Origin of the sequence: Blastococcus sp. TF02-8 (assembly GCF_003319175.1) — a bacterium.
Lineage (GTDB): Bacteria > Actinomycetota > Actinomycetes > Mycobacteriales > Geodermatophilaceae > Blastococcus.
This window is the reverse complement of the sequence record NZ_QOHK01000006.1, coordinates 165,514-186,772: the sequence shown is the minus strand read 5'-3', so window position 1 is coordinate 186,772 and position 21,259 is coordinate 165,514. Positions and strand designations below refer to the sequence as shown.

20 protein-coding genes, 1 pseudogene and 1 riboswitch are annotated in these 21,259 nt (G+C 75.3%); of the genes and pseudogenes, 12 read left to right on the top strand and 9 right to left on the bottom strand.

Features of this window, described 5'->3' with window-relative positions:
• Positions 1-2 precede the first annotated feature (2 nt).
• The gene (locus DQ237_RS13820; RefSeq protein ID WP_113800709.1) at positions 3-737 is read left to right on the top strand and encodes a CPBP family intramembrane glutamic endopeptidase; all 735 of its coding nucleotides are present in this window, start codon (positions 3-5) and stop codon (positions 735-737) included.
• Complete coding sequence (locus DQ237_RS13815; protein ID WP_205730217.1) at positions 734-1,393, top strand: flavin reductase family protein; 660 nt, start codon at positions 734-736, stop codon at positions 1,391-1,393. The genes DQ237_RS13820 and DQ237_RS13815 overlap by 4 nt, the downstream gene beginning before the upstream one ends.
• Here DQ237_RS13815 and DQ237_RS13810 read toward each other — a convergent pair.
• Both DQ237_RS13810 and DQ237_RS13805 read right to left on the bottom strand, forming a co-directional pair.
• The gene (locus DQ237_RS13810; RefSeq protein ID WP_113800708.1) at positions 1,390-2,367 is read right to left on the bottom strand and encodes a carbohydrate kinase family protein; all 978 of its coding nucleotides are present in this window, start codon (positions 2,365-2,367) and stop codon (positions 1,390-1,392) included. The two genes, DQ237_RS13815 and DQ237_RS13810, sit on opposite strands and share 4 nt — an antisense overlap.
• A 127-nt stretch (positions 2,368-2,494) precedes the next feature.
• The gene (locus DQ237_RS13805; protein WP_113800707.1) at positions 2,495-3,190 is read right to left on the bottom strand and encodes a CDP-alcohol phosphatidyltransferase family protein; all 696 of its coding nucleotides are present in this window, start codon (positions 3,188-3,190) and stop codon (positions 2,495-2,497) included.
• Positions 3,191-3,253: 63 nt separating this feature from the next.
• On the opposite strand from DQ237_RS13805, the gene DQ237_RS13800 reads away from it, so the two are divergent.
• Positions 3,254-4,063, top strand: coding sequence for an alpha/beta fold hydrolase (locus DQ237_RS13800; protein WP_113800706.1), 810 nt, complete (start codon positions 3,254-3,256; stop codon positions 4,061-4,063).
• Here DQ237_RS13800 and DQ237_RS13795 read toward each other — a convergent pair.
• The 3 genes from DQ237_RS13795 to DQ237_RS13785 are packed head-to-tail and all read right to left on the bottom strand — an operon-like array spanning position 4,060 to position 6,892.
• Positions 4,060-4,872: an ABC transporter permease gene (locus DQ237_RS13795; RefSeq protein WP_113800705.1), complete on the bottom strand. Its 813-nt coding sequence runs from the start codon at positions 4,870-4,872 to the stop codon at positions 4,060-4,062. The genes DQ237_RS13800 and DQ237_RS13795 overlap by 4 nt on opposite strands.
• Complete coding sequence (locus tag DQ237_RS13790) at positions 4,869-5,789, bottom strand: ABC transporter ATP-binding protein (RefSeq protein WP_113800704.1); 921 nt, start codon at positions 5,787-5,789, stop codon at positions 4,869-4,871. The genes DQ237_RS13795 and DQ237_RS13790 overlap by 4 nt, the downstream gene beginning before the upstream one ends.
• On the bottom strand, positions 5,786-6,892 hold the full coding sequence (locus DQ237_RS13785; protein WP_147251814.1) for a transcriptional regulator: 1,107 nt from the start codon (positions 6,890-6,892) through the stop codon (positions 5,786-5,788). The genes DQ237_RS13790 and DQ237_RS13785 overlap by 4 nt, the downstream gene beginning before the upstream one ends.
• A 188-nt stretch (positions 6,893-7,080) precedes the next feature.
• On the opposite strand from DQ237_RS13785, the gene DQ237_RS13780 reads away from it, so the two are divergent.
• The gene (locus tag DQ237_RS13780; protein ID WP_113800702.1) at positions 7,081-9,156 is read left to right on the top strand and encodes an HNH endonuclease; all 2,076 of its coding nucleotides are present in this window, start codon (positions 7,081-7,083) and stop codon (positions 9,154-9,156) included.
• Positions 9,157-9,209: 53 nt separating this feature from the next.
• Complete coding sequence (locus tag DQ237_RS13775; RefSeq protein WP_113800701.1) at positions 9,210-9,845, top strand: hypothetical protein; 636 nt, start codon at positions 9,210-9,212, stop codon at positions 9,843-9,845.
• On the opposite strand, the gene metF is transcribed toward DQ237_RS13775, so the two are convergent.
• Positions 9,835-10,743, bottom strand: coding sequence for a methylenetetrahydrofolate reductase [NAD(P)H] (gene metF / locus DQ237_RS13770; RefSeq protein WP_113800807.1), 909 nt, complete (start codon positions 10,741-10,743; stop codon positions 9,835-9,837). The genes DQ237_RS13775 and metF overlap by 11 nt on opposite strands.
• 118 nt (positions 10,744-10,861) lie before the next feature.
• Here metF and DQ237_RS13765 point away from each other — a divergent pair, with 118 nt between their 5' ends.
• Genes DQ237_RS13765 through DQ237_RS13755 form a run of 3 tightly spaced genes read left to right on the top strand, consistent with a single transcriptional unit; the run spans position 10,862 to position 14,474 of the window.
• Complete coding sequence (locus DQ237_RS13765) at positions 10,862-12,058, top strand: polyprenyl synthetase family protein (RefSeq protein WP_240619623.1); 1,197 nt, start codon at positions 10,862-10,864, stop codon at positions 12,056-12,058.
• The gene (gene crtI, locus DQ237_RS13760; protein WP_113800700.1) at positions 12,058-13,542 is read left to right on the top strand and encodes a phytoene desaturase family protein; all 1,485 of its coding nucleotides are present in this window, start codon (positions 12,058-12,060) and stop codon (positions 13,540-13,542) included. Before DQ237_RS13765 ends, crtI begins: the two co-directional genes overlap by 1 nt.
• Complete coding sequence (locus DQ237_RS13755; RefSeq protein ID WP_205730216.1) at positions 13,539-14,474, top strand: phytoene/squalene synthase family protein; 936 nt, start codon at positions 13,539-13,541, stop codon at positions 14,472-14,474. The genes crtI and DQ237_RS13755 overlap by 4 nt, the downstream gene beginning before the upstream one ends.
• On the opposite strand, the pseudogene DQ237_RS20250 reads toward DQ237_RS13755, so the two are convergent.
• From DQ237_RS20250 to DQ237_RS13740, 3 genes and pseudogenes are all read right to left on the bottom strand, one after another.
• A pseudogene (locus tag DQ237_RS20250) lies at positions 14,471-14,632 on the bottom strand (lycopene cyclase domain-containing protein); the annotation flags it as partial. The gene DQ237_RS13755 and the pseudogene DQ237_RS20250 overlap by 4 nt on opposite strands.
• Before the next feature lie 44 nt (positions 14,633-14,676).
• Positions 14,677-15,015, bottom strand: a complete 339-nt coding sequence (locus DQ237_RS13745) for a lycopene cyclase domain-containing protein (protein ID WP_113800698.1) — start codon at positions 15,013-15,015, stop codon at positions 14,677-14,679.
• A gap of 15 nt (positions 15,016-15,030) precedes the next feature.
• Positions 15,031-15,354: an Rv2175c family DNA-binding protein gene (locus DQ237_RS13740; RefSeq protein WP_113800697.1), complete on the bottom strand. Its 324-nt coding sequence runs from the start codon at positions 15,352-15,354 to the stop codon at positions 15,031-15,033.
• Between the two features lie 13 nt (positions 15,355-15,367).
• On the opposite strand from DQ237_RS13740, the gene DQ237_RS13735 reads away from it, so the two are divergent.
• The 4 genes from DQ237_RS13735 to DQ237_RS13720 all read left to right on the top strand — a co-directional run bounded on the left by DQ237_RS13735 (position 15,368) and on the right by DQ237_RS13720 (position 21,131).
• A complete protein-coding gene (locus DQ237_RS13735) occupies positions 15,368-16,516 on the top strand; it encodes an alpha-hydroxy acid oxidase (RefSeq protein WP_113800696.1) in 1,149 nt (382 codons plus the stop codon).
• Between the two features lie 4 nt (positions 16,517-16,520).
• Positions 16,521-16,605: riboswitch (ZMP/ZTP riboswitch) on the top strand.
• Positions 16,606-16,628: 23 nt separating this feature from the next.
• Positions 16,629-18,107 (top strand): glycine hydroxymethyltransferase, encoded by a 1,479-nt coding sequence (locus DQ237_RS13730; RefSeq protein WP_113800695.1) that lies wholly within the window; start codon positions 16,629-16,631, stop codon positions 18,105-18,107.
• Positions 18,108-18,211: 104 nt separating this feature from the next.
• On the top strand, positions 18,212-20,200 hold the full coding sequence (gene pknB / locus DQ237_RS13725) for a Stk1 family PASTA domain-containing Ser/Thr kinase (protein ID WP_113800694.1): 1,989 nt from the start codon (positions 18,212-18,214) through the stop codon (positions 20,198-20,200).
• Between the two features lie 13 nt (positions 20,201-20,213).
• A complete protein-coding gene (locus tag DQ237_RS13720; protein ID WP_113800693.1) occupies positions 20,214-21,131 on the top strand; it encodes a deoxyribonuclease IV in 918 nt (305 codons plus the stop codon).
• Positions 21,132-21,259 lie beyond the last annotated feature (128 nt).

Genomic DNA, 21,259 nt, shown 5'->3' with positions numbered 1-21,259 from the left:
CGGTGGCGCGGCGGAGGCAGGCACTGGTGCAGGCCGCGCTGCTCACCCTGGCCTGGCACGCCGTCCTGTTCGCGGCGGCCTTCGGCCTGCCCCCGCTGGCGCCGGGCTGGTTCCCCGACCTGGGCGCGACCGTCGTGAACCTCGCGGCGCTGCTGGTCCCGCTCGCGGTCGTCGCCCGGTCGGGCTGGTGGCGGCGCCCCTGGCTGCGCTCGCTGCGCCCCCGGCGGCCCCTGCTGCTCGTGCCGGTCGGCCTGGTCGCGCTGAGCTACGCGCTGCCGGGGATCCAGGGGTCGACGACCTCCCTGCTCTCGGCCGCCGCGCTGTTCCTCGCCGTCGGGCTCAGCGAGGAGCTGCTCAGCCGCGGCGTCGTCCAGCAGGTGCTCCACCCGATCCGACCGCGCACCCGGGTGCTCTGGGTCGGCGTCCTCTTCGGCCTCGGACACGCGCTGTCGGCGGCGGTGTTCGGGCGGCCGCTGGACGACACCGTCGCCCAGGTGGTGTCGACGACGGCGTTCGGCGCCGGGTTCGCGGCGCTGCGGCTGCACGTCGTCTCCGTCTGGCCCCTGGTGCTGCTGCACGCCCTCGACGACTGGTGCCAGGTCACCTCGCCGGGCGCCGCACCGTGGCAGTGGCAGCTGGCGGTCGCCGTGGGGTTCGCGGTCGCGGCCTGGTGGCTCACCCGGCCGGCGGCCCTGCCCGCGCCGGGCGCCGACCCCTCGGCGACGATGGGCCGGTGACCTCCCCCGACGCGTCCCGGCCGCGCACCTCGTTCGACCCCGCCGCGATGGAGGTCGGCGCCTTCTACCGCGTGCTGAACTCCGTCGTCGTCCCCCGGCCGATCGCCTGGGTGTGCAGCCGCTCCGCCGAAGGCGTGCACAACCTGGCCCCGCACTCCTTCTACACGGTGGCCTGCGTCGACCCGCCGATCGTGCAGTTCACGTCGGTGGGCCGGAAGGACTCGCTGCGCAACGTGGAGGCGACCGGGGAGTTCACCGTGAGCCTCACGCCGGAGGCGCTGTTCGAGCAGATCAACGCCACCGGAACCGACTTCCCGGCCGACCAGAGCGAGGCCGAGGCCGCCGGCGTCCGGCTGGAGCCCGCGGAGAAGGTGGGCGCGATGCGGGTCGCCGACTCCCCCGTGACGCTGGAGTGCGCCCTGCACTCGGCGCTCCGGCTCGGCGACAGCACCGTGGTGTTCGGGCGGGTCGTCCACGTGAGCGCGTGGGCCGAGGCGGTGCGCGACGGGCGGCCGCGGATCGAGCACCTCCGCCCGCTGGCCCGGCTCGGCGGCAACGAGTGGTCGACCATCGGCGAGGTGCGCGAGATCCCGCGCATCCCGTACCGCACCTGGGCCGCCGATCCCTCGATCGGCGAGCGCCTCCGGGGCGACTAGCCCGGCAGGTGCTGGGCCACCTCGTCGGCCGCCTCGGCGCCGAAGGCCTCGGCGAAGCGGGCGAGGAAGCTCTGCCGCGGCAGGTCGTACTCCTGCGTGCCGATCACCTCGACCGCGGCGGTGGCGACGGCCGAACCCAGCTGGGTCGCCCGCTCCAGGGACAGCCCCCACGCCCGGCCGGCGATGAAGCCGGCGCGCAGCGCGTCGCCGCCGCCGGTGGGCTCGACCGGCTTGGTCTCCGGTACGGCGATGACCTCGATCGGCTGCTCGCCGGCCCGGCGGACGAGCACGCCGTCGGCCGCCCGCGTGGTGACCCAGCAGCCGACGCGGTCGAGCACCTCCTCGGCGCTCCAGCCCGTCTTCTGCAGCAGCAGCGCCGCCTCGTACTCGTTGCTGAACAGCACCTCGGCACCGTGCACCAGCTCGCGGATCATCTCGCCGTCGGCCCAGGCGAGCTGCTGGCTGGGGTCGGCGGCGAAGGGGTAGCCGCGGCCCCGGCACTCCTGCGTGTGCCGCACCATCGCGGTCGGGTCGTTCGGGCCGACGACGACGAGGTCGGCGCTGCCCACCCGGTCCACGACCGGCGCCAGCTCGATCTGGGACGCCTCGGCCATGGCACCCGAGTAGAACGACGCGATCTGGTTGTTCGCCTCGTCGGTGGTGCAGACGAACCGGGCCGTGTGCTTGAGCTCGGACCGGTGCACGCTGCCGGTGTCGACGCCGTGCCGGCTCAGCCATGCCTCGTAGTCGGCGAAGTCGCTGCCCACCGCGCCGACCAGCACCGGCCGCAGACCGAGCAGGCCCAGGCCGTAGGCCATGTTCGCGCCGGCGCCCCCGCGGTGCTGCACCAGGTCGTCGACCAGGAAGGAGAGCGACACGTTCTCCATCTGACCCTCCACGAACTGCTCGGTGAACAGTCCCGGGAAGGTCATCAGGTGGTCGGTGGCGATGGATCCGGTGACGACGACGGGCACGGGAGGCACTCCTGGGGGGTGGGCCGGCGTCGGCGGCACACGGGCCGGCTGCGAGGGCCTGGAAGCGGGTCGGGGCAAGGCACACCTTAGGAGCCGCCGTCCCGGGTCGCTGGTCCGAGGTGGGCGATCAGGGCGGCGGCGCCGCGTCGTCGTCCGGACCGGAGAGCTCCGTGCGCAGCCACCGTCCGAGCTGCACGGTGCCGACGACGCCCAGCAGCACCCCGGCCGCCGTACCGGCGGTGACCACGAGCCGGACGGGGTCCAGGCCCGCGACGTCCACGCCGGAGACGACGCCGGCGCCGCCGAGCGTGAAACCGGTCATCGCCACCCGGGTGGGGCGCTCCCACAGCGAGATGGGCCCGGTCCGGCGGACCCCTGCCTGCCCGGCGCGGGCACGCAGGTAGTCGGGCAGCCAGCACAGCGCACCGAAGCCGACCGCCAGCCAGCCCGGGGCGCCGGCGACCCACAGCGCGGCGGAGTAGGCGACCTCGGTCAGCCGGTCGACGACGGAGTCCAGGACGTAGCCGCGCCGCGACGCCCGTCCGGTGCCGATGGCGAGCGCGCCGTCGAGGCTGTCCAGCAGTCCCGAGAGCCCGATCAGGATCCCGGCCGCCACCAGCCACGCACCGCCGGACGCCGACGGCGGCACGGCGCCCGCCGCCACGACCACCCCGGCGACGGTCGCCGCCAGCGGAGGGAGCACGGCCAGCGGCCGCGCCAGGGTGTGGGCGAGGGTCAGCCATCCCCGGACCAGGGGTGCGCTGGTGTCGGCGCCCCCGTGCCAGCGGGACCACGCGGCGAGGTACTCGTCCCGGTCGAGCACTGCGGCTCCTCCCCCGTGCGACGCGGTGCGCCGGAACGACGCGCCACCAGGGACAGTAGGGGCGTGCTCGCCGGACTCGCCCCCGCCCGCCGTCGCGTCGTCCTCCTGCTCCTCGCACTCGTCGTCGTCGCCGCCGCCGTCCTCACCGTCGTGGTGGTGCGCAGCGGCGGTGCCGCTCCCACCGCGGGGCCTCCGGCGGCCGAGCGTCGTCCCGGGCCGGTCCTGCTGGTGCCCGGCTACGGCGGCGACCCGGCGGGCATGCGGGAGCTGGCGGCGCGCTTCCGCGCCGACGGGCGGGACGCCACCGTCGTGGAGTGGCCGGGCCCGGGTACCGGCGACCTCCGGGACGTGGCCGAGCAGCTCGACGTCGCCGCCCGCGAAGCGCTCGACCGCACCGACGCCGAGAGCGTGGACGTGGTCGGGTACTCCGCGGGTGGGCTGGTCGCCCGCATCTGGGTCGACGGCGACGGCGCGGAGCTGGCCCGGCGGGTGGTCACGCTCGGCTCGCCGCACCACGGGACCGACCTCGCCGCGCTCGCCGGCGGGTTCCTGCCGTCGCGGTGCCCCGTCGGCTGCCAGCAGATGGACCCCGGCAGCTCCCTGCTCGCGGAGCTGAACGACGGCGACGAGACACCCGAGGGCACGGACTGGGTCTCCATCTGGACGACCCAGGACCAGACGGTGACCCCGCCGGAGTCCGCGCGGCTCGACGGCGCGCTGAACATCCCGGTCCAGTCCGTGTGCCCGGGGGCGCAGCTCACCCACGCGCAGCTGCCGCACAGCCCGCTGGTGGTGGCGATGGCGGCCGAGGAGCTCGGCGACGCCCCGCTCGTCGATCTCGGCCCGGAGGACTGCGCCCGGCTGGGCGGCTAGCTGGTGATGTCCTTGGTGGTGAAGTTCGCCCATGCGGCCGCGAGCAGCACGCCCACGTAGACACCCTGCAGCGCCAGTCCCCGGGTCAGGTCGCGCCAGAGGATCGGGTCGCGGAAGAGGTCGACGAAGGCCAGCCAGTACCGGGTCGGCAGGTAGGGCGCGATCGGCGACGCCGCGTCGAGGGTGAACAGCAGCGAGGAGGCCACCAGGACGGCGAGGGCACCCATGGTCGCCCCGAGCGGGGAGTCGGTGAGCGTGGAGAAGAAGAGCGCGAAGGCCGCCACCCCGAGCATGGAGACCCCGACGTAGCCGATCGCCATCGCCGTGCGGCCCGCGATCTCCCCCGAGCTGAGCGAGGTGCCCGACACCGAGGTGGTGCCGGCGACCGGCTGGGCGTCGAAGAGGCTGATCCCCACGACGTAGCCGACCGCCGCGACGACCACCACCGCGAGCAGGACGAACGCGAGGACCGCGACCAGCTTGGCCACCAGCAGCCGTGTTCGACCGGCCGGCCGCGCCAGCAGGTAGCGGAGCGTGCCGGCCTGGGCCTCGCCGGCCACGGCGTCGCCCGCCACGACCGCGACGGCGATCGGCAGGAACAGGGGCAGCACGATGGCCAGCGCCGCGAGGGGGTACAGCGCCCCGTTGGACAGCACGGCGGAGAGGAACGGCGGCCCCTCCCCGGGCCGGGGCGCGAGGTCGGTGAGCACCAGCAGGACGGCGACCAGGACCGGGAGGGCGTTGAGCACGGCGACGGTCGCCCAGGTCCGGGGCCGGCGGAACAGCTTGCGCAGCTCGACCAGGATCACCGCACGGCCTCCACCCGGTCGGCGCTGGTCGCCGCGGCGGCCAGCACGACCTCCTCGAGGGAGGGGCGGTCCAGCGCCAGCGCGGTGACCGGGATGCCGGCGCCGACCAGCAGGGCGTTCACCGCGGCCGGGTCCGGACCGCGCACGACCAGCCGGTCGCCGTCGACCGCGATCACCCGGGCGTCGAGGAGCGCGCGCACCCGGTCCGGTTCGGGGGTGCGGACGACGGTGGCGCCGGTGGGTGCGGTCAGGGTCGCCAGGTCGTCCTGGAGGACCAGCCGCCCGCGGTCGAGGACGCCCACCCGGGAGCAGAGCTGCTCGACCTCGGCCAGCAGGTGGCTGGAGAGGAACACCGTCGTCCCTCCCCGGTGCAGCTCCAGCAGCAGCTCCCGGATCTCGGCGATGCCCTGCGGGTCCAGACCGTTGGTCGGCTCGTCGAGCACGAGCAGGTCGGGCCGGCGGAGCAGGGCGCCGGCCAGGCCGAGTCGCTGGCGCATGCCCAGCGAGTAGGCCGTGACCGGACGGCGGCCGACGCCACCCAGACCCACCTGCTCGAGCACCTCGGCGACCCGCCGTCCGCGGGTGCGCCAGGACCCACCCGGCCCCGCGGCATCGAGCAGTTTCAGGTTCTCGGCGCCCGAGAGGTGCCCGTAGTGCGCCGGGGACTCGATCAGCGCGCCGACCCGCGGCAGCACCCGCCGGCCGGCCCGCGGCATCCGCTCCCCCAGCAGCTCCACCTCGCCGCTGGTGGGCAGCACGAGCCCGAGCAGCATCCGCACGGTCGTCGTCTTGCCCGAGCCGTTGGCACCGAGGAAGCCGTAGACGTCGCCCGCGCGGACGTCGAGGTCGATGCCGTCGACGGCACGCAGCCTCCCGAACCGCTTGACCAGGGCCCGGGTGGCGATGACGGCGCTCACCGGCCCTCCCCCGCACCGGGCAGCTGGGCGGCGGCCCGCGCGAGGGCGTCCACCGTGACCGTGCCGGTCAGCACGTAGGGCCGGCGGCCGGGCAGCTCCACCAGCATGAGGCCGACGGGACCGGCGGCCGTCCGCACCCCGGCCTCGTCGACGACGGCACCCGGGCTGGCCCGGAGGAGGTCGCGCAACGCGCCGGCCAGCCGCTCGGGAACGGGCGCGACGGCGAGCAGCGTGACGCCGCTGCCGTACAGGCCGATGCCCGACGGCGCCCCGTCCAGCGACCGGCGCGGCAGGTCGGCCAGGACGACGGGCAGCGGGACGGGACGGATCCGGCTCCCCTCCTGCAGCACGGCCTCGGCCTCCCTCCCCTCGCGCACGGTGGCACCGACGGGTGGCGTGAAGGCGACGACGTCGGCGGAGGGTGCGGTGAGGTCGACCTCGAGCATGCGGCTGTCGAGCGCCGGTGGCCCGTCGGGGCCCACCACCTGGACCTCGAGGGGCAGTCCGGTGTCGGCGTCGACCCACACGTCCACGTGCTCCACGGAGGCCGCCGCCGAGGAGGGGGTGAGCCGCAGTCCCAGCGCGTCCCGGCCGGCGACGCGCCGCGCTCCGGAGCGGCTCAGCTCCTCGTCGGCCGCCTCGGAGAGCAGTCGCCGGGCCAGTGGCCCGGGCAGCAGGTCCGGCGGGGCGGGCAGGGCGAAGGGCGTCCGGGCCGCGCGGGTCGCGGTCGCGGACTCGAACTCCCAGGTCCACGTGCCGGTCGCGTCCAGGTAGGTGCCGGTCTCGCCCGCCGGCGTGACGACGTCGACCCTCGACTCCTGCGGGCCCCGCCACCAGACCCGCATCGTGGTCCGGTCGCTGAAGAGGTCGGCGACCGAGGTCAGCTGGTCGCTCACCGGGAGGGCGAGACCGCCGGCGGACTGGGCGACGCCGGAGAACGGCACCGACCCGCTGGCCAGGACGGCCTGCCGGAGGTCGGCGGCGGAGACGGGTGAGTCGTCGGCGGACCGGGTGGCCAGGGCCGCCGGCAGGGTGGCGAGCACGAGCACCAGCGCGGCCACCGCGGCCCAGCGCAGCACCGCTGCCCGCGATCCGGCCGTCACGGCAGCCCACGGTACGACCGCTTCATCGGACCGCCCCGCCTGGACGTCCGCGGAAGGGACCGGGCCGGCTCCGCCGCCGGCGCCGGCCACCCTGCCCCCCGGACGCACTACGCACCGGGTGGCGGTCGATCCCGGGTGCGACACGAGTACGACTTGCGAAACCGCGTGTTCGAACGTATGTTCGATGTATGCAGCAGGCCGGTGTGGTGGACGGGTGGTACGTCGCTGCCCGCTCCCGGGCGGTGGCGGCCGGCCGTCGCCGGCGTTCGGCCGAGGCGTCCACCGCGTGGCCGGAACTCGCTCCTCCGGTCGGACTGGCCTCGGGCCCCCTCGGTGCCGTGCAGGCCGCCGACCGCGAGATCGCCCGGCAGACCGCGCGTCGAGCTCGCGCCGTCGCCGCCTTCGCCACGGACCGCCCGGCCTCCGCAGACCGTGCGCAGGGCGAGCCCGGCGCGATGAGCGCCGAGCGATGGGCAGCTCGTCCCGAGGTCCTGCGCGGGGTCAGCGAGTGGGCGGCGCACGAGCTCACCGTTGCGCTGTCGATCTCCACCCAAGCCGCCGAGGCGCTGCTGACCAGGTCGATCACGCTCGTCCAGCGGCTCCCCGGAACGTTGGCGGCACTGGAGGCCGGGGCCCTGCATCCGGGGCACCTGTGGTCGATGCTCGAGCGCGTCGCGCCCATCACCGACGACCGGGTCCGGGCCGAGGTCGAGGCGGAGATCCTCCGCTGGGCCGCCGGGCGGGTGGTGACGCCGGCGCAGCTCAACGCCAAGGTCCGGCGGGAGGTCGCCCGGCGCGATGTCCGTTCCGCGGCCCGCGACCTCACGCGGGCCATGGCGCGGCGCGGCGTCCACCTCCGCCCCGACGTGGTCGACGGCATGGCCTCGGTGACCGTGGTCGCGACCATGCCCGAGGCCCAGGCGCTGTACCGGGCGCTGAGCGGCTGTGCGGAGGCCCTCGCCGAGGACGAGACCGACACCCGGACGCGTGGGCAGAAGATGGTCGACTGCCTGCTCGACCTGGTGCTCCGGCCGGGCGAGACCGACGTGCCGCCGGTGCAGGTGCTGCTCACGGTCGTCGCCTCGCTCGCCACGCTCGCCGGTGGCGACGAGCCCGGAGAGGTCGACGGGCAGCTCGTGCCCGCGGAGATGGTCCGCCACCTGCTGGCCTCGCTCGCCGGCATGCACCCGGCACCCGAACGCCCGGCACCCGAACACCCGGCGCCCGAGCACCCGGCGCCCGACGCCTCGACCGCAGCACCTCGGCAGGCGGCCGACGCACGGACGGATCCGGAGCCACCCGGGCAGCTCTGCTGGCAGGCGGCTGAGCAGGCCGAGCTGGAGGCCTGGTGGGCCGAGACCGAGCGCCGGCTGCTCAGCGGCGAACTGGTCGACCCCGACCCGGACGGCTGGGGCGACCTCGTGGAGGACCTCGCCGGCCTCGACGACCTCGAACACCCCCAGGCCCTCGGCGGTGACGCCCCGGTGGGCACGACCGGCCGCACGGACCCAGTCGCTCCGCCTGACGCACGGGTGCCCGATCGGTGGTGGTCGGACGCCGACGACGCGGTGGAGGCCGCGGGGCTCGCCCTCTTCCGGGCCGGAGGAGAGCTGACGCGCGCCCGCCGTCTCGTGCGGGCGGCGATCCGGGCCGACGCCGCCGACGAGGCCGCCTGGAGAGGGGGTCCACCCGGACGGGTCTCCGAGGCCGAGGACGCGCTCTCCGCACTCCGGGAAGCGAGCGACGAGCAACGCGAGTGGCTGGCCGACCTGCTCTCGGCCACGGCCGGTGGCGGACTCGTGGAGCGGCCGCGGATCGCCCTCACCGATGCCCTCTCCGGTTCGTTGCTCGCCCTGACCGATCTCCCCGGTCTCCGCCGCGCGGGCACCTGCGGCCGTCGGGCCTGCCGGCGCCACCCTTCCTCGTGCTCCCACGACCTGTCCGAGCGCCCCACCCTCGGGCCACCCGGTCCCTCCGCCGGGTACCGCCCCGGCCGGGAGCTGGACCGCTGGGTCCGCGCCCGTGACCGCCGCTGCCGGTTCCCCGGATGCCGCCGCCGCGTGCCCCGCGGCGGCGAGCTGGACCACCACCGCCCCTACCCGGACGGACCGACGAGCGCCGCCAACCTCGCCGGCTACTGCACCGGCCACCACCGGGGCAAGCACCAGGCGCTGGGCTGGCGGCACGACCTCTCGGCCGACGGCACGCTGACCGTCACCACGCCGAGCGGGCTCGTCGCCACCTCGGCACCTCCGCCCTACTGACCCGGCCGGGTCGACCGTGCGTCGGATCGTCGCGATCGGGGCAAGGAGGCGGCATGGCTGCTCCGCTCTCCGATGCCGTGGTCGTCGACGTCCTCCGCCGGGTCGACCGGCTGCTCACCCCGCTGGCGACCCGCCTCGGCCGCCCGCCGGCCCTGCCGCGGGAGGAGCGCGACCGCTGGTGGGCCGACGAGGTCTCGCGAATCGCCGCCGGCGTCTCCGCCGCGCCCCGCTTCGCCGGCAAGCTGGCCGACCTCCTGCCGCTGCAGAACACCGTGGGCACGGCGGTCCAATCCCTCGTCGTCCTCGGCGTCGCCGGTGAGCACGGGGTGGAGGCGCCCGCGGAGCGGGTCTCCCTGCTGGCCCGGGTGCTGCTCGACCGCGACCTGCCGGCCGATCGCGTGGCACCACTGCTCACCCGCACCAAGGGCGCCTACCTCGAGGGAACCCTCGGCCCGCGCGAGGAGCGCAGCGGCGTGTCCGGCGCCGCCCGCACGCTGTGGCGCGCCGCCCGGCTGCTCAACCGCATCGACGACGCCCTCGACGTGCGTCCCAAGGGCCGCCTGGCTGCTCGCGCGCTGTCGAACCTGCCGGTCGTCGGCGTCGCAGGCGGCTACCTGGCCGAGCGCGAGGGCCTGCGCCGCGCCGCGGCACGCACCGCCGACCTGCTCGGCGACACCGTCACGGCGTGACCGAGGGCCCCCCACCGACGAGGTTGGTGAACACCTCACGGGTCGCCGTCGAGCGGTTCATGGTGATGAAGTGGATCCCCGGCACGCCCTCGTCCAGCAGCGTCCGGCACAGGTCCGTGGCCACCTCGACGCCGAGGTCGCGCACCGCCGCCTTGTCCTCCGAGCGGTCGCCGTCCAGGGCCGCGAACCGCTCCACCAGATCGGCGGGGAACGCCTGACCGGACAGCTCCACGATGCGGGTGATCTGCCGGACGTTGGTCACCGGCATCACGCCGGCCAGGATCGGCACCTCGCACCCGCGCGCGGCGACCCGGTCGCGCAACCGCAGGTAGTCCTCGGCCCGGAAGAACATCTGGGTGATCGCGAAGTCCGCCCCGGCCCGGCACTTCGCCACGAACTGCTCGACGTCGGAGTCCGGGTCCGGCGAGCGCGGGTGCTGCTCGGGGAAGGCCGCCACGCCGACGGAGAAGTCGCCGATGGACCGGATGAGCTCCACCAGCTCCGCGGCGTACTGCAAGCCCTCGGGATGGGCGATCCACTCGGCCTGCGGATCGGCGCCGGGTGGGTCGCCGCGCAGGGCCAGCACGTTGCGCACGCCGGCCGCCGCCAGCCGGCTCACGATGTGCCGCAGCTCGGCGACGCTGTGATCGACCGCTGTCAGGTGCGCCAACGGCGTCATCGTCGTCTCGGTGGCGATCCGCTCCGTGACCGCCAGCGTCCCCTCGCGGGTGGATCCGCCGGCCCCGTAGGTGACCGAGACGAACGACGGCTGCAGCCGCTCCAGCTCGCGCAGCGCCTGCCACAGCTGGACCTCGCCCTCCGGCGTCTTGGCCGGGAAGAACTCGAAGGACCACGTCGGCCGCTCGGTGGCCAGCAGCTCGCGCACGGTCGGGGTCACGGCATCGAAGGGTACGGGCGGCGGCTGGGCGCCCCCTCCGGCACCGGTGCATCCGGACGGCCCGCTCCGGCGGAAGGGACCTGGACGGAGCACCTCGAGCAGGCACAGGAGGACGGCGATGGACCGGAGCACAGCGCTCTCCCCGCAGGTGGGGTCGTTCACCACCGGGTTGGGCGATACTGACCGCATGATCGCCGGGGCGCAGCAGCGCAAGTCCTCCCGCCCCGCCCCCTCCCTGGCCGCTGCCGATCTCGATCGGGTCCGCGCCGCGGTCGCCGAGGCGCTCACCGGCTTCCTCGACCAGCAGCGCGCCACCCTCTCCGGGATGGACCCGCGGCTGGCCCCCGTGGCCGACGAGGTGTGCGCGCTCGCCGAGGGCGGCAAGAAGCTCCGTCCCTCCTTCGCCTACTGGGGCTGGCGCGGCGCCCGCACCCAGGGCCAGGGCAGCGGCGAGGACGACGACGCGGTGCTGCGCGCGGTCGCGGCACTGGAGTTCGTGCACGCCAGCGCGCTGGTCCACGACGACGTGATGGACGCGGCGGGAACCCGGCGCGGTCGGCGCACCACCCACGTGGGCTTCGCCGACAAGCACGCCGCCGAGGGGCTCGACGGTGACCGCGAGCTGTTCGGCACCGGCGCGGCGATCCTCGTCGGCGACCTCGCCCTCGTCTGGTCCGACGAGCTGCTGCGCTGCTCGGGCATCTCCGAGGCCGCGCTCGGCCGGGCCCGCCCGGTGTGGGACACCATGCGCACCGAGGTCACCGCCGGCCAGTACCTGGACCTGCTGCGTGCCGCCGGTGGGTTCCCCGGCCCGGACGGCGCGCTGACCGTGGCCCGCTACAAGAGCGCCGGCTACACCGTGCAGCGCCCGCTCCAGCTCGGGGTCGCCATCGCCGGCGGCGGCCCGGCGGTCGTCGAGGCGTGCAGCGCCATCGGCCTGCCCCTGGGCGAGGCGTTCCAGCTGCGCGACGACGTCCTCGGCGTCTTCGGCAACCCCTCGGTGACCGGCAAGTCCGCCGACGAGGACCTGCGGGAGGGCAAGCAGACCCTGCTCATCGCCCTCGCGGAGGAGGCCACGGACGACGCCGGCCGTCGGCTGCTCGGCACCCTGCTCGGCAACCCCGACGCCGGCGCGGAGGAGTTCGACGCCCTCCGCGCGCTGCTGGTCGACACCGGCGCGCGGGACCGGGTCGAGGAGCGGATCACCCGCCGCACCGCGGAGGCGCGCGCGGCCATCGCCGAGGCGCCGATCGCCGACGACGCCAAAGCCGCCCTCGACGCCCTCGCCGTCGCCGCCACCACGCGCGCCGCCTGATGGTCCGCACCGTTCCCGGTCGCACCGACCGCGTCGTCGTCGTCGGCGCGGGGCTGGCCGGTCTGGCCACCGCGCTGCGGCTGCGCGGTGCCGGCCGCGAGGTCACCGTCGTCGAGCGCGCCGCCGGCCCGGGAGGCCGTGCCGGGCGGATCGAGCGGGACGGCTTCGCGCTGGACACCGGCCCGTCGGTGTTCACCGCCCCGGAGATCGTGGCCGACACCCTCGCCGCGGTCGGCGAGAAGCTGGAGGACCGGCTGGAGCTGCGCCCGCTGGAGACCTCCTACCGGGCCCAGTTCGCCGACGGCACGCACCTGGACGTGCACGCCGACCCCTCGGCCTTCGCCGACGAGGTCGCCGCGCTGTGCGGGCCCGTGGAGGCGGCTGCCCTGCGCGCCTACCTGGCCGACCTCGCCGACCTGTACCGGCTGCAGCTGGACACCTTCATCGACCGCAACCTGGACTCCCCGCTGGACCTGCTGGGCGCCCCGCTCGTGCAGCTGGCCCGCCGCGGCGGGTTCCGCCGGCTGTCCTCGCACGTCGACCGCGCGTTCGCCGACGACCGGCTGCGCCGGCTGTTCAGCTTCCAGGCGCTGTATGCGGGCGTCTCCCCCTTCCGCGCCCTCGCCGCCTACGCCGTGATCGCCCAGCTCGACATCGGCGCCGGCGTCTGGCACCCGGTCGGCGGTATCGGGGCCGTGCCGCAGGCGCTGGCCGCCGCGGCGGCCGACGCCGGGGTGGAGTTCCGCTACGACACGGGCGTCGCCGGGCTCCACAGCTCCGGTGACCGGGTCACCGAGGTCGCGCTGGACGGCGGCGAGCGACTGCCCGCGGACGCCGTCGTCGTCACCACCGACGCACCGCACCGGCTGGTGCCTGGGCTGCGAGGCCCGCGCCGGCCCGTCTACTCCCCCTCCTGCGTGGCCCTGCACGTCGGCGTGCGGAACGAGCTGCCCGGGCAGGCGCACCACACCATCAGCTTCGGTCACTCCTGGCGCGGGGTGTTCGACGAGCTGACGAGGGACGGCCGTCCCATGAGCGACCCGAGCCTGCTGATCAGCATGCCGTCGGTCACCGACCGGTCGCTGGCTCCCGAGGGCGGGCAGGTGGTCAGCGTCGTCGCGCCCACCCCGAACCTCGATCGGCGCAGCGGCGGGAACCCCGACCTCGACTGGGACGAGCTGGCGCCCCGCTACCGGGAGGAGCTGCTGGCCACCCTGGAGGCGAGGGGCTTCACCGGTGTCAGCGGCAGCATCCAGGTCGAGCACATGGACACGCCCCGCACCTGGGCCGCCCAGGGCATGGCCGCCGGCACCCCGTTCGCCCTGGCGCACACGTTCGGCCAGACCGGCCCCTTCCGGCCGTCGACCCTGCCCCGCGGCGGCCCGGAGAACGTCGTCCTGGCCGGCTCCTCGGTGCAGCCCGGCGTCGGCGTGCCCATGGTGCTGATCAGCGGCCGGCTCGCCGCCGAGAGGATCACCGGATGACCGCCGTCGAGGACCGGCAGGCCCGGCTCACCGCCGCCTACCGCCACTGCGCGGCGATCGCGGCCGAGCACGGGAAGAGCTACCACCTCGCCACCCGGCTGCTCACCGCCGACCGCCGGCCCGCGGTGCACGCCCTCTACGCCGCCGCCCGGGTCGCCGACGACCTCGTCGACCACCCCGGCGCGGACCCGGCCGGCGATCTCGCCACCTGGTCGCGCGCGCTGCTGGCCGAGCTCGAGGAAGGCTGGTCCGAGGACCCGGTGCGGCTGGCGCTGGTGCACACCTACCGGCGGTACGACATCCCGCTGGAGCACCTCGTCGACTTCCTGGCCGCCATGACCAGCGACCTGACGGTCGACGGCTATCCCACGATGGACGCCCTCGACCGGTACATGTGGGGCTCGGCCTCGGTCATCGGGCTGCAGGTGCTGCCGGTGCTGGGCACCGCGCCCGGGGTCGCCCGCGAGGAGGCCGCACCGCACGCGATCGCCCTGGGCGAGGCGTTCCAGCTGACCAACTTCCTCCGCGACGTCGGCGAGGACGTCGACCGCGGCCGGGTGTACCTGCCGGCCGACCTCATGGCCGCGCACGGGGTTCCCCGCGAGCAGCTGGCGGAGAAGCGGCACGACGCCCGGTTCGCGGCGCTGATGCGGGAGATGGTCGCGATCGTCCGCCGCCGTTACGACGACGCCGCCCCCGGCACCCCGATGCTCGCCCCGGAGTCGCGGGACTGCGTCCGGGCGGCCACCGACCTGTACGGCGGCATCCTCACCGAGATCGAGAAGGCCGACTACCGGGTGCTCGACCGGCGGGTGTCGGTGTCCAAGCCGCGCCGCCTGGCGGTGTTCGCCCGCCGGTTGACCGCCGCCCAGCTGGCCAGGGTCAGGGTGACCATCGCGAACCCGAAGAGCAGGTCCTCCACCGGCGCGTAGGCGATCCGCGGCCCCCAGATGGTCCGCTCGTCGTAGACGACGACGTCCAGGCCGGTGAGCACGCCGTTCATCAGCAGCTGGAAGGTCACCACGATCGCGTACGCCGTCCAGAAGGCCTTCCGGGTCACCATCCGCGTCCGGTAGACGGCCAGGTCCACTCCCAGGACGGCGACGACGGCCACCACGGCCAGGGTCGAGTAGCTCACGGCTCGTCCGCCGGGTATCCCGCGTCCCACCCGGTCACCCGGCGCACCGCCTCCAGGGCGAGCACCGAGCACAGCGGGACGACGAGGAAGAACAGCACCTCCTCGACCGGGATGCCGCCGGGCAGCCGGAGGCCGAGGGTCCGGGTGGCCGAGTAGTCCCAGTGCCCCTGCGCGATCGCGTACAGCACCCAGGCGACGAAGACGACGAACTCCGGCAGGACCGCCAGCAGCAGCCGCCGCCACCGGGCGTACACGCGCACCCGCAGGAGCAGTTCCAGCGGCGCGGTCACCACCAGGCAGCCGACGAGCAGCCCGAGGTAGGTGAACCGCTCCATCGCGCCGCCCCGGGCCTAGAGGGCCAGGGCCTGCGCGCGGCGGGTGACCTCGGTGTGCCGGTTGTCGCGCAACGCCTGCACCGGGGTGCCGGGGAGCGAGTCGTCCTCCCGGAACAGCCAGTCGAAGGCCTCCTCGTCGCTGAACCCGCCGTCGTGCAGGACGGTGAGCAGACCGGGGAGGTGCTTGAGGACCACGCCGTCCTGGACGAAGTCGGCCGGGATCTTGCCGTTGCCGCTGCCCGGGACGGCCATGAGCTTGCGGTCGCGCAGGAGCTGGCGGACCCGGTTCGGCGAGGTACCCAGGAGCTGGGCGACCTCCGCAGGGGTGAGCGTGTCCATAGGGTGCCAGCCTATGGCGAGCGATCGAGGAACCGACAGCCGGTTGCCCGGCCAGCGACGGCGCGCCCCCGGGGAGACCACGTCGGCGACCGCGTCCCCCGAGGAGCCGGGCAGGGAGCCGCCGTTCCTCGACCTCGACCGCCTCGAGGCCCGCGCCCGCGACCGGCTGCCCGCCGACGTCTACGACTACTACGCCGGCGGCGCCGAGACCGAGACGACGCTGCGGGAGGCACCGGACGCCTGGCGGTCGTGGCGGCTGCGCCCCCGCGTCCTGCGCGGGGTCTCGACGGTGCGGCTGGGCACCGAGCTCCTCGGCAGCCCGGTCGCCACCCCGATCGGCGTGGCGCCCTGGGCCTACCAGGGCATGGCCCACCCCGACGGCGAGCTGGCGACCGCCCGTGGCGCGGCGGCCGCCGGGGCACTGATGACCGCCTCGACCAGCGCGACGCGGTCCCTGGAGGAGGTCGCCGCCGCCACCGACGGGTCACCGGCGTGGTTCCAGCTCTACCGGCTGCACTCCGCGGCGCACACCGACGACCTGGCCCGGCGCGCCGGCCAGGCCGGCTACCGGGCCCTCGTCCTCACCGTCGACCTCCCCCTGCTGGCACGCCGGCACCGCGACCTGCGCCACGACTTCGCCCTGCCGGCCGGACTGCGCATGGCCAACCACCCCGGCGACGACCGTCCCACGCTCGACGACCTGGCGACCGCCACCTGGACCTTCGACGACATCCCCCGCTTCGGCGCCCTCTCCGGTCTCCCGGTGGTCGTCAAGGGGGTGCTCCGCGGCGACGACGCCGTGCGGTGCGTGGACGCCGGCGCGGCGGCCGTCTGGGTGTCGACGCACGGCGGGCGTCAGGTCGACCCGGCCGTGGCCAGCGCCCACGCCCTGCCGGAGGTGGTCGACGCCGTGGGGCGGGACGTCGAGGTCTACGCCGACGGCGGCATCCGCACCGGGTCGGACGCGCTGACCGCCCTGGCGCTGGGCGCGACCGCGGTCTTCCTGGGCCGGCCCACCATCTGGGGACTCGCGGACGCCGGCGCCGAGGGGGTGGCACGGGTGCTGACCGCGCTCGGCGAGGAACTCGCGCACACCATGGCGCTGTGCGGCCTGGACGACGTCCGGTCGGTGCCCCGCGACTCGGTCACCACGCCGCGATAGCCTCACCCCAGGCCGTGACTGGCGCGTCGAGGTGGGCCACCACCGGGGAGCGGCCCGCACCACCGTCGCCGTGCGCCTGGGCACCTACCGTTCGTCTCGCGCAGGAGCCCTCATGACCAGACCCTTCGACGCCCGGCCCTTCGACGCCCGGCCCTTCGACGCCACTGCCGCCTCGGCCGCCTACCGCAACGCCCTGCAGGTGATCGGGGCCGTCGAGCCGCGGGTGGCCGACGCCATCAGCGCGGAGCTGGCCGACCAGCGGGCATCGCTGAAGCTCATCGCCAGCGAGAACTACGCCAGCCCCGCGGTGCTGCTCACGATGGGCAACTGGTTCAGCGACAAGTACGCCGAGGGCACGGTCGGGCACCGCTTCTACGCCGGCTGCCAGAACGTCGACACCGTCGAGGCGCTGGCCGCCGAGCACGCCCGCGAGCTGTTCGGTGCGCCCTACGCCTACGTCCAGCCGCACTCGGGCATCGACGCCAACCTCGTCGCCTTCTGGGCCGTGCTGGCGCAGCGTGTCGAGCTGCCGGCGCTGGAGAAGGCCGGCGTGCGGCACGTCAACGACCTGACCGACGCCGACTGGGCGACCCTGCGCCGCGCGCTGGGCGACCAGCGGATGCTCGGCATGTCGCTGGACGCCGGCGGTCACCTCACCCACGGCTTCCGCCCGAACATCAGCGGGAAGATGTTCGAGCAGTCCTCCTACGGCACCGACCCCGCGACCGGCCTGCTCGACTACGACGCCGTCCGGGCCCGGGCCCGGGAGTTCAGGCCGCTGATCCTCATGGCCGGCTACTCGGCCTACCCGCGCCGGGTGGACTTCGCGACGATGCGGGAGATCGCCGACGAGGTGGGCGCCACGCTGGTCGTGGACATGGCGCACTTCGCGGGCCTGGTCGCGGGCAAGGTGTTCACCGGCGACTTCGACCCGGTGCCGCACGCCCACGTCGTCACCAGCACCAGCCACAAGTCGCTGCGCGGGCCGCGCGGTGGCTTCGTGCTGGCCCAGCCCGAGTTCGCCGACGCCGTCGACCGCGGCTGCCCGATGGTGCTGGGCGGCCCGCTCCCCCAGGTCATGGCGGCCAAGGCCGTGGCCTTCGCCGAGGCCCGGCAGCCGGCGTTCGCCGACTACGCGCAGGCCGTGGCCGACAACGCCACCTCCCTCGCCGAGGGGCTGGCCCGGCGGGGCGTGGACCTGGTCACCGGCGGCACCGACAACCACCTGGTGCTCATGGACGTCAGCGGCTTCGGCCTCACCGGCCGCCAGGCGGAGTCCGCCCTGCTCGACGCCGGCATCGTGACCAACCGCAACGCCGTGCCGGCCGACCCGAACGGCGCCTGGTACACCTCCGGCGTCCGGATCGGCACCCCGGCGCTGACGACCCGCGGCTTCGGTGCCGACGAGTTCGACCGGGTGGCCGGGCTGATCGCCGACGTCCTCGGCGCCACCACCCCGACGACCACCTCCGCGGGCGCGCCGTCGCAGGCGAAGTACACGATCGCCGACGGCGTGGCGGACCGGACCCGCTCGGCGGCGGCGGAGCTGCTGGCCGCCTCCCCGCTCTACCCGGGCCTCGACCTGGGCTGAGCGGTGGGCGCCGCCGAGGGTTCATCCGCACCACAGGTCACGGCGGTCCCCCGCGCCGCGTCGGAGGGGGCCGCCGGGCACCGCCCCTCCTACACTCGGTCGGTGTGGACACTGCCGTGAGCGACCCCGTGGTCGGGCTCGTTCTCGAGGGGCGCTACCGCCTCGAGGAGCGGCTCGCCCGCGGCGGCATGTCCACCGTCTACGCCGCCACGGACCTCCGGCTGCACAAGACCGTCGCCGTCAAGGTGATGGCCGAGCACCTGGCCCACGACCCGGCCTTCGTCGACCGGTTCACCCGCGAGGCGCGGGCGGCCGCCATGCTCAGCCACCCCAACGTCGTCGGGGTCAGCGACCAGGGCAGCGACCAGGGCCTGGTGTTCCTCGTCATGGAGCTGGTCCGCGGGCGCACCCTGCGCGACCTGCTGAGCGCCCGGGGCCGGCTCACCGTCGCCGAGGCCTTCGCGGTGCTCGAGCCCGTGCTGAGCGGCCTGACCGCCGCGCACCGGGCCGGCATCGTGCACCGGGACATCAAGCCCGAGAACGTGCTGATCGGGATCGACGGCGTGGTGAAGGTGGCCGACTTCGGCCTGGCCCGCGCGGTCGTCGGCACCGGGCAGACGAGCCAGACCGGCGGGGTGCTCATCGGCACCGTCGCCTACCTGTCCCCCGAGCAGCTCGAGCGCGGCCGCGCCGACGCCCGCTCCGACATCTACGCCGCCGGCATCGTGCTCTACGAGATGCTGACCGGGCATCCGCCGTTCGGCGGCGACACCCCGCTCGCGGTGGCCTACCAGCACGTGCACCACGACGTCCCGGCCCCGTCCGCGGAGGTCCCCGGGCTGCCGTGGTCGGTCGACGAGCTCGTCGCCCGCACCACCCGGCGCGACCCGGGGGGCCGGCCGGTGGACGCCGGGGCGTTCCTCGCCGAGCTGGCCTCCGTCCGCCGGGACCTCGGCATCGACCCGGTTCCCGTGCCCACCGGCCAGAGCGCCGGCCCGGGCACGCTGCGCCCGACCAACCGGCCGACCCGCCCACGTCCCGGCGACCGGCACCCGAGCAATCCCGGCACCGAGGTGCTCGGCGGGCGCTCCGGTGCCCGTGGCGGGCGCACCAGCATGCTGCCCGGCATGGGCGCCGGCCCGACGACCGACGTGCAGGGCCGCCGTCCCGCACCGGCACGCCCTCGGCCCGGCGTCCCGGAGCACATCCGCCGTCGCCGCTCCCGGCTGCTGATCGCCGTCGTGCTGCTCCTCGCCGTCACCATCGGCGCGGTCGGCTGGTGGATGGGCTCGGGCCGCTGGACCGACGTCCCCTCCGTCGCCGGCAAGCAGGAGGCGGCGGCGGTCGACCTGCTGCAGGATGCGGGGCTCGACCCCCAGCAGCCCGTCGGCGAGTGGAGCGAGACGGTGCCCGCCGGAGTGGTCATCTCCACCGACCCAGCCAGCGGCGAGGTCATCCGCGGCACCGACGTGACGGTCCTCGTCTCCAAGGGCCCCGAGCGGTACACGATCTCCCCCGACCTCGTCGGGCTGCCGGTCGAGCAGGTGGAGAAGGAGCTGGAGGACCTGCCGATCCAGGTCACCCGCGGTGAGGGCTACGACGACGAGATCCCGCCCGGGAGCGTGATCGGGTTCGACCCGGCCGCCGGCACCGGGCTCAAGCGCGACCAGGTCGTCACGGTCGTGGTCAGCCAGGGGCGCGCCCCGGTCGCCGTCCCCGACGTCACCGGCCAGACGCCCGAGCAGGCGCAGAGCAACCTGGAGAAACTGGGCTTCACCGTCGAGCGGGTGGAGGACGGGCGCAGCGACGCCGTCGACAAGGGCGAGGTCATGGCCGTCGCCCCCGGCCCCGCGGACGGGCCGGTTCCCTTCGGCAGCGCGATCAGGATCCAGGTGTCCGCGGGGGTCCCGCTCGTGGCGGTGCCCGACGTGGTCGGCAAGAGCGGCGACGAGGCGACCCAGATCCTCCAGGCCGCCGGGCTCAAGGTCGAGGCCACCCGCTTCTTCGGCAACAGCGTGCTGCGCCAGACCCCGGCCGCCGGCGAGCAGGTCGAGCGCGGCACCTCCGTCACCATCCTGCTCACCTTCGGATAGGCGCTCTCCCCCCTTGTCGAACACCGCACTCCCCGTACCTCCCGTCGGCGCGCACATCCAGATCAAGGGCGGCCTGGCCAAGGGTGGCCTCGCCTACACCGACGCCGTCGCCGCCCGAGCCGTCCAGGTCTTCGTCGGCAACCCGCGTGGCTGGAAGCTGACCGACGGCGACCCGGCGCAGGACGCGCTGTTCACCGCCGGCTGCCTCGAGCGCGGCGTGCCGTCGTTCATCCACACGCCGTTCCTGGTCAACGTCGGCTCTCCCACCGAGGCCACCGTCGAGCAGTCGATCGCCTCCATCGCGCACAACCTGCGCCGCGGCGCCCAGCTCGGCTGCCAGGGGGTGGTCGTCCACGCCGGCTCCGCCGTCGGCGAGGACCGCTACGAGGAGGCGCTCCGCCAGCTGCACGAGCGGCTCCTCCCGGTGCTCGAGGCCGCCGATCCGCAGGGACCCCGGCTACTGATCGAGCCGACCGCGGGCGGCGGCAAGGCGCTGGCCGCCACGGTCGAGGACCTCGGCCCCTACTTCGCCGCGCTGGAGCAGCACCCCCTGCTCGGCGTCTGCTTCGACACCTGCCACGCCTGGGCGGCCGGCCACGACCTCGCCGTCCCCGGGGGCATGAGCGCGACCCTGGATGCGCTGGAGGCCACGGTCGGGCCCGGCCGGCTCGGCCTGGTGCACGTGAACGACTCGCTGGACGCCTGCGGCTCCAAGCGCGACCGGCACACCACCATCGGCGAAGGCACGATCGGCTCCGGCCCCTACGGCACGGGACCTTTCGCGGAGCTGCTGCGGCACCGCACCACCGCCGGGGTCGCCATGGTCGTCGAGACGCCGAGCGAGCGCGACGGCCACCCCTCCGCCGGGCACGCCGCCGACATCGCCCTGCTCTGCGCGCTGCACGCCGACGAGGCCTCCGCCGCGGCGTGAGCGCGACGACACGCCCGGGATCGCGCGAACCGCCGCACCGACCTGCATTGCGATACGCCGGCATTCCGCTTCTCCGCACGATGGGTTTCACTCTCCGCACCTGAGCCGCTGCTCCGAGCGGCCGTCGG

Coding starts and splice junctions, on each gene's coding strand:
- DQ237_RS13765 (WP_240619623.1), top strand. CDS start 10,862: ATGGACCGGAGCACAGCGCTCTCCCCGCAGGTGGGGTCGTTCACCACC.
- DQ237_RS13745 (WP_113800698.1), bottom strand. CDS start 15,015: ATGGAGCGGTTCACCTACCTCGGGCTGCTCGTCGGCTGCCTGGTGGTG.
- crtI (WP_113800700.1), top strand. CDS start 12,058: ATGGTCCGCACCGTTCCCGGTCGCACCGACCGCGTCGTCGTCGTCGGC.
- DQ237_RS13735 (WP_113800696.1), top strand. CDS start 15,368: ATGGCGAGCGATCGAGGAACCGACAGCCGGTTGCCCGGCCAGCGACGG.
- DQ237_RS13775 (WP_113800701.1), top strand. CDS start 9,210: ATGGCTGCTCCGCTCTCCGATGCCGTGGTCGTCGACGTCCTCCGCCGG.
- DQ237_RS13755 (WP_205730216.1), top strand. CDS start 13,539: ATGACCGCCGTCGAGGACCGGCAGGCCCGGCTCACCGCCGCCTACCGC.
- DQ237_RS13740 (WP_113800697.1), bottom strand. CDS start 15,354: ATGGACACGCTCACCCCTGCGGAGGTCGCCCAGCTCCTGGGTACCTCG.
- DQ237_RS13780 (WP_113800702.1), top strand. CDS start 7,081: ATGCAGCAGGCCGGTGTGGTGGACGGGTGGTACGTCGCTGCCCGCTCC.
- DQ237_RS13730 (WP_113800695.1), top strand. CDS start 16,629: ATGACCAGACCCTTCGACGCCCGGCCCTTCGACGCCCGGCCCTTCGAC.